The sequence below is a fragment of the Mycobacterium sp. genome (assembly GCF_035570115.1).
Lineage (GTDB): Bacteria > Actinomycetota > Actinomycetes > Mycobacteriales > Mycobacteriaceae > Mycobacterium.
On sequence record NZ_DATMLH010000026.1, the window covers coordinates 1 to 7052 of the forward strand.

A 7052-nucleotide genomic window follows, 5' to 3' on the forward strand; every position below is an offset into this window, starting at 1 on the left:
GGTTCCCACGTCTTCTCGTCGACGACGATCGGGTTCCAGCCGACTTCCCATTCGAAGCCCGAGGGTGTCATCGCGTAGTAGGACAGTTCCTTGTCGTTGGTGTGCTGGCCGACGGCCAGCGCCATGTGGAAGCCGAGTTCTTTGACCCGCTGATACGACGCCGTCATGTCGTCGAGTTCGGCGACCTGGATGTTGAGGTGCTGAATGCGGGTGCGGATCGGGTTGATCGGCAACCGGTTAACCGCGGCGATCGCAACGGAGTGGTGGCGTTGGTTGACGCGTAGGAAGCGGATTTTGAACTTCAGGCCGCTGATGGTCTCGTCGATGTAGTCGGTGAGCCGAGCGTCGAACACGGTGTTGTAGTACCCGCGTACCTGGTGCGGTTTCTTCGACGCGAGGGCGACGTGGCCGATACCGCTTTCGCCGGTAACAAAGCCGCCCCGCACCGCCATGTCCGGTGGCGTATCGCTGCGCCGAGCGCGGACGAAGACTTCCTGCGCCAGGCCGTTGGGGCCGGGGAACCGCATGAGGCGCTCGACGCCGCGCAGCGCGGCTTCCTCCACGGTGCCCTCGTTGACAGGCACGCCGTGCCGGGTGACGCGGGTGAGGATTTCGTCGAACGTGCGGTGGTCGTCGATCTGCCACCCGAGGGCGGTGACATCTTCAGCCGGGCCGCGCCGCAGGAGAAATCGGCATTCGTTGTCGTCAAGGCGGAACCGCATGACGTCACGCATTGCCTCGTCGAGATGCATGCCGATGGCGTCGTGGCCGAACCGGCGCCAGTCGGCAAACCTGTTGGTCTCGATGACGATATAGCCGAGGTGAACGTTGCCGAAGATGTCCATCAGTCGAAAACCGAAGATGTGCTGAGGAAGTCAACGACAAGCCGGTTGAACAGATCGGCGCGCTCCCATTGCATCCAATGCCCGGTGCGTGCGGTCACGATCAACTCGGCGTTGGGCATCAGGTTCACCAGCATCGGACCACCGGCCGGGCGGTTGACCTTGTCGTCGCGGCCCCACAACACCAACGTCGGTGTCTGCAGATGCTTGAGGCGGCTGTCGCGGGTGAGGTCCATCCGCCACAGGGTGCGCGGCGCCATCGGGCCGGACGGGCGGCGCAGTGGCGGATCCGCCACCGCCTCGGGGTCGAGCGAGGCCGCATAGCGTAGGTCGATCACGTCGTCTGGGACCGAAGCGCCGTCGTACACCAGGTAATTACGGATGAACGCCTCCAACTTCTCCCGGCTGGGTCCGTCGCCGCCGTAGTACGACAGCAGGCTTCTGAGCCCCGCAGTGGGGAGAGCGCGCGTTGTGCCGATGCCACCGGGACCCATCAAGACGAGCTTGTCGACTCGCTGCGGCGTATCCAGTGCCAGCCGCAGCGCGGCCGCACCGCCGTAGGAATTACCGATCAAATGGGCTGTGGCAAGCTCGAGTTCGTCGAGCAGCCCGCGGATCATGTCCGCGAGATAACCGAACGGGTCGTGTTGGTCGACGCCTTTGGCCGAGCGGCCGTAGCCGGGCATATCGGGCACGATGACGCGAAATTGCCGTGCCAGGGCGTCGATGTTACGGGAGTAGTTGGATACCCCGGAAGCGCCCGGTCCGCCGCCGTGCAGCATGACCAGGGCCGGTCCGCTGCCGGTTTCCGCCACGAAGATCGGTTTACCGGCAACGGTGATGGTGTGCTCGGTCAGCTCGGTGGTGGTCATGCGGTGGCCTCAGTTCTGGTGGCAGGGGACGTCGACGCAGAAAATGTGCAGTCGATTGGCGGTGGCGGCAGCGGTTGTCCGGATTTTGCTGCGGCATAGATGAATCCGTCTGGACGCAGCACCGCAGCCGTGGCTTTTTTGCGTTGCAACCATCGGACGAGCGTGGGCTCGCTGATCCGGAGCGTCGGGACGCCGACGTCGGTCCACGCGTGCGCGCCTGCTGGCGGTTCGCCTTCGTGCAGGACGGTCCACTGCCCGCCGAGAATGTCGTCAAAGCGAACCTTCGCGCCGTGACCGTCCGTTACCCACGGTTGCGGGATCTGCCACCCAACGGCACGGTGGCCGCCTGCGGCGAAGTAGCCGTCGGCGTATCGGGCGTCGGGAATCCAGGTTATTTTCTGCAGCCGGGCATCCAGACCGGGTATCCGGGTAAGCGTCCGGAACACGTGATTACGCGCGGCCACGATGATGGGGTTGCGTTCGGTGATGATCCGGCCGGCGAAACACGCGCGTCGGGTGACCTCGGTGACGTGCGGTTTGCGTTCGGTTTGGTAGGAGTCGAGTAGCGAGTCCGGCGCCTGCCCGTTGGCAACAGCCGCGAGCTTCCAGCACAGGTTGGCCGCATCCCGAACCCCTGCCGACATGCCCTGCCCGATCCACGGCGGCATGGCGTGTGCGGCGTCCCCCGCCAGGAAGACTCGGCCCACCCGCCAACGGTCAGCCACGCGCACGTGGTGGCTGTAGATCACGGCCCGCAGTATCTTCACATGCTCGGGCGTTATGCCTTGATTCCCCAGCACTTTCCAGATCGCGTCTTCGCGTAACAGCTCCTCGTCGTCCTCGCCCGCGCGCGCCGGATACTCCCAGCGATGGTGGCCGAGTGGAGTCGGACAGTCGACGGTCGGCTGGGCCGGATTGCAGTGGAACCGCAACCGGTCGTGACCATCCCACTCCTTGAGGACTTTGGTGTCGATGACAACCCACCGCTCGGTGTAGGTGCGGCCGGTGTAACCGACACCCAGCTGACCGCGAGTCGGCGACGAGCCGCCGTCAGCGGCGATCACATACGACGCTCGGAACCGTTTGAAGGTGTCGGTGCGCAGGTCGGCCAACATCAGCTCGACGTCGTCGCCCTTGGGCACTACCCGGAGGCATTCGTGTTCCAACAGCACATCGACGCCTGGGAATCGCTGCACGCCCTCGCGTAGCACGTGATCGACCGCGGGCTGATACAAGAACTGCTGCGCCGGGTGCCCGCACCCGCGTGGAGTGATCTTCAGGTCGATGAACGGGACACCGGCGGCGTCGACGAAGTTCAGTGGACGATCGGGCAGCATGTCCCGCTGCAGTCGGTCGGCCAGGCCGACGGACTGCCAGATCCGCATGACTTCCTCATCGGTGGAGATCGCCCTGGCGCGGCCGTAAACATCGGGATCGCGCTCGACCACAAGCACTTTCAGACCGAGTCGGCCGAGCAGGTTGGCGGCGGTCGCGCCGGTCGGGCCGTAGCCGATCACCGCCACGTCATAGATATCTGGAGTGCTCACGGGTGTCTCTCATCGTCGCGGGCTTGTTCTGTAGTGATCACTACGGTAATGTAACGATCACTACAGAGTCAAGACCCGGGGCGCAAGGAGAGCGGAGATGGCAGGAAACGACCAGCCGGTACGGCGCAAGCGCGCCGACGGTGAACTGTCGCGTGAGCGCATCCTGGACGCCGCCACCGAGATCGCCGCTGAGCGCGGCTACGAAGGCACCAGCATCGCCCTGGTCAGCAAGAAGTGTGGACTGCCGGCGAGCTCCATCTATTGGCACTTCAAGGACAAGGATGACCTGATCGCTGCCGTCATCGAGCGCAGCTTCGCCGGCTGGCTAGCGGCGTGGCAGGTCCCCGATGAGGGCAGCGCACGTGACCGCTTGGTCGCCCTCTCGATGCAGATTGCCAAGGCGCTGCTGGATTCACCCGACTTCATTCGTCTCGGGCTGATGTTGGCGCTGGAACGGCGACCCATCGAGCCGCGCGCGCGGGCGATGTTCATCCAAGCCCGCACGCACACCTACAACCAACTGGTCGACACTTTGGGGGAGTTCACCCCGGGCCTCACCGCGGCTCAGATACACCAGTTAGTCACTTACGCGATTGCCGGCGCGGACGGGCTGTTCATCGCCAAGGAGATTGGCGGCGACGCGGTAGACCTCCTTGAGCTCTTCGAGTTACATGCCCAGGCCTTGTACGACACTGCCTTGCGCCTGCTATCCGAGGGTGACGGCCAATGACGCTGAGGGAAACTATGACATCACAAGACAAATGGCCGGTGGCCATCATCGGGTCGGGCAACATCGGCACCGACCTGATGATCAAAATCGCGCGCGGCGACGGGCCCCTGATGTTGGCGGCGATGGTCGGCGTCGACCCCGACTCGGACGGACTGGCCCGCGCCGCCAGCATGGGCGTGCCGACCACCGCTTGCGGCGTCGACGGCCTACTGGCGATGCCGCACTTCGCGGATATCAGAATGGTTTTCGACGCGACCTCGGCCGGCGCGCACCGCGCAAACTGGGCCACGCTGGCCGACACCGGCGTACGGATGCTTGACCTCACCCCGGCCGCGATCGGGCCGTATTGCGTGCCGGTGGTCAATCTCGACGACCACCTCGATGCTTCCAACCTCAACATGGTGACATGCGGTGGACAGGCCACCGTGCCGATCGTCGCCGCGGTGGCGCAAAGCGGGATTGTGTCGTACGCCGAGATCGTGTCGTCGATCTCCTCGAAGTCGGCCGGTCCGGGCACCCGCGCCAGCATCGATGACTTCATCGAAACCACCGCTACCGCGCTGCAAGTCATCGGCGGCGCTCAGCGCGGCAAGGCTGTGACGATCCTCAACCCGGCGGATCCACCCGTTCTGATGCGCAACACGATCTATTGTCTGGTCGACGGTCACGCCGATCATCGACGAATCGAGACCGACGTGCTGGCCATGGTCGACGCGGTCAGCACGTATGTGCCGGGCTATCGCCTCAAGCAACGGATCCAGTTCGAGACCTTTTCCGCAAGCAACCCGCTGCACATACCCGAGACCGGCAAATTCACCGGCACTCGGGTCACCGTTCTACTCGAGGTCGCCGGCGCCGCAGACTATTTGCCCGCCTATGCCGGCAACCTGGACATCATGACGTCGGCGGCCAAGGCCACCGCGGAACGCATCGCGACTCACGCCTTCGAAACAGCCGGAGCGCCATCATGATCTACGTCAGCGACGTCACTTTGCGCGACGGCATGCACGCGGTGCGCCACCAGTACGACCTCAAGCAGGCCGTGACGATCGCCGCGGCCCTCGACGCTGCCGGTGTGAACTCCATCGAGGTTGCTCATGGCGACGGATTGGGCGGATCGAGCTGCATCTATGGATTCGGCGCCCACACCGACCTGGAATGGATCGAGGCCGTCGCAGGCGCCGTGCGTCGCGCCAAGGTCGCCACGCTGATCCTGCCCGGTATCGGCAGCCTGCAAAACCTCAAAGACGCACACCAGGCGGGCGTCACCGTCGTCCGGGTGGCCACCCACTGCACTGAAGCCGACATCTCCGCGCGGCACATCGCCGCGGCCCGCGAGCGTGGCATGGATACCGTCGGCTTCTTGATGATGAGCCACATGATCGCTCCGCTCGCGCTGGCCGGGCAGGCCAAGCTCATGGAAAGTTACGGTGCCACCTGCGTCTACGTCGTCGACTCCGGCGGCGCGATGACCATGCGTGACGTCGCCAACCGCATCGATGCTGTGCGTCAAACACTGCAATCCACAACGGAAATCGGCATTCACGCCCACCACAACCTGTCGCTCGGCGTGGCCAACTCCATCGTCGCGGTCGAGCACGGCGCCAGTAGGGTCGACGCCTCGCTGACCGGAATGGGTGCGGGCGCGGGCAACGCGCCGCTGGAGGTGTTCATTGCCGCCGCCGACCGGATGGGCTGGAAGCACGGCTGCGATCTGCACGGCCTGCAAGACGCCGCCGACGACATCGTTCGTCCATTGCAGCAACGGCCGGTGCGCGTCGACCGGGAAACGCTGACTCTTGGCTACGCCGGCGTGTACTCCAGCTTTCTGCGTCACGCCGAAAACGCCGCCGAACGCTACGGCATCGACGCGCGCACGCTGCTCGAGGAGGCGGGGCGACGCAGCATGGTCGGTGGTCAGGAAGACATGCTCGTCGACATCGCCCTCGATTTGGTAGGCGACGGTTGAGCGGACGACGATTCAGCCCGGCCAGCGTGACCGAAGGGCGTATCGGACGGCGGTGGTTATGCCGGAATCAGCTTGAGGGGCAGACGTTCATGGCGGTGGATGATGTTGTTGATCGCCCACGTCGGTGAACTGGTGACTTCGATGCGGTCTACCCGCTCGATGAGCGCGCGCAGCATGGCAGTCGTCTCCAGGCGCGCCAAGCTCTGACCGGCGCAGGCGTGGGCACCCTGCCCGAAGCCGATTTGACGGCCGGCGTCACGGGTTATATCGAAGACCGCAGGTTGTTCCCACTCGCGTTCGTCGCGGTTGGCCGAGGCGTACATCACCAGGACGCGCGCGCCGGATCGGATTCTCACACCGCCGATTTCAGTTGGCTGGCCCGCGCGGCGTGCGAATGCCCGCAGTGGTGGCTCGTAGCGGAGGACTTCATTGATCGCGTTAGCCATCAGCGTCGGTTCGTCTTTGAGCAGTTGCCACTGGTCGGGGTGACTGGCGAACAAGTACAAGGCATTCGAGATGGCGCTCATGGTGGTGTCTATCGACGGCGCGAGATAGTCGACCATCAGTGCCGGACATTCGGCATGCGACAGCTCGCCTTGGTCTGCGGCGAGCAGCAGTTCATCTGCCATGCTGCCGGGCAGGAATGTCCGTTGGCGGACGACGCGGCGGGCGAAGAGGAGCATGCGAAACGCGCCGGGCATGGCCTTGATCGCTTGCCAGTTGAGCGGGCCGAGGACGTCGAAAGTGGCCCCGCCCCATTCGATGAGGTGGTCGCGCTGATCTCGGGGCCAACCGATGAGGTCGGGGACCACGGCCAGCGGCAGGGCGGCTGCGACGTCGTGGACGCCATCGATCTCGCCTTTGTCGAGCGCGGCTTCGACGACCGTGGCGGCCGTCGCGTCCACACTGTCGCTGATCACACGCAGCGCGCGCGGCAGCAACCGGTGCGCGACAAGCTTGCGTCGCCGATCGTGTTCGGCGCCGTCGCTGTTGAGCGTCGTGCCGCGCGCCATGCGGTTGGTGAAACGATTAAGCGCGACTCCGCTTCCGGACAGGAAGGTCGCATCATCACGCAGCGCTGTCTTGCATTCG

The 7052-nt window shown here is 64.8% G+C and carries 7 protein-coding genes; 3 read left to right on the forward strand and 4 right to left on the reverse strand.

Features of this window, described 5'->3' with window-relative positions; all coding sequences use genetic code 11:
• The 3 genes from VNW74_RS02010 to VNW74_RS02020 form a co-directional block, all read right to left on the reverse strand.
• Positions 1–845 (reverse strand): VOC family protein (locus VNW74_RS02010; protein ID WP_325674937.1); only part of this gene is annotated, 845 nt, incomplete at its 3' end.
• Complete coding sequence (locus tag VNW74_RS02015) at positions 845–1714, reverse strand: alpha/beta fold hydrolase (protein ID WP_325674938.1); 870 nt, start codon at positions 1712–1714, stop codon at positions 845–847. The genes VNW74_RS02010 and VNW74_RS02015, both read right to left, overlap by 1 nt.
• Complete coding sequence (locus tag VNW74_RS02020) at positions 1711–3261, reverse strand: bifunctional 3-(3-hydroxy-phenyl)propionate/3-hydroxycinnamic acid hydroxylase (RefSeq protein WP_325674939.1); 1551 nt, start codon at positions 3259–3261, stop codon at positions 1711–1713. Before VNW74_RS02020 ends, VNW74_RS02015 begins: the two co-directional genes overlap by 4 nt.
• Positions 3262–3358: 97 nt before the next feature.
• On the opposite strand from VNW74_RS02020, the gene VNW74_RS02025 reads away from it, so the two are divergent.
• The 3 genes from VNW74_RS02025 to dmpG are packed head-to-tail and all read left to right on the forward strand — an operon-like array spanning position 3359 to position 5960.
• Positions 3359–3991 (forward strand): TetR/AcrR family transcriptional regulator, encoded by a 633-nt coding sequence (locus tag VNW74_RS02025; RefSeq protein ID WP_325674940.1) that lies wholly within the window; start codon positions 3359–3361, stop codon positions 3989–3991.
• A gap of 14 nt (positions 3992–4005) precedes the next feature.
• The gene (locus tag VNW74_RS02030; RefSeq protein WP_325674941.1) at positions 4006–4962 is read left to right on the forward strand and encodes an acetaldehyde dehydrogenase (acetylating); all 957 of its coding nucleotides are present in this window, start codon (positions 4006–4008) and stop codon (positions 4960–4962) included.
• Positions 4959–5960 (forward strand): 4-hydroxy-2-oxovalerate aldolase, encoded by a 1002-nt coding sequence (dmpG, locus tag VNW74_RS02035; protein ID WP_325674942.1) that lies wholly within the window; start codon positions 4959–4961, stop codon positions 5958–5960. Before VNW74_RS02030 ends, dmpG begins: the two co-directional genes overlap by 4 nt.
• A 56-nt stretch (positions 5961–6016) precedes the next feature.
• On the opposite strand, the gene VNW74_RS02040 is transcribed toward dmpG, so the two are convergent.
• Positions 6017–7052 (reverse strand): cytochrome P450 (locus VNW74_RS02040; protein ID WP_325674943.1); only part of this gene is annotated, 1036 nt, incomplete at its 5' end.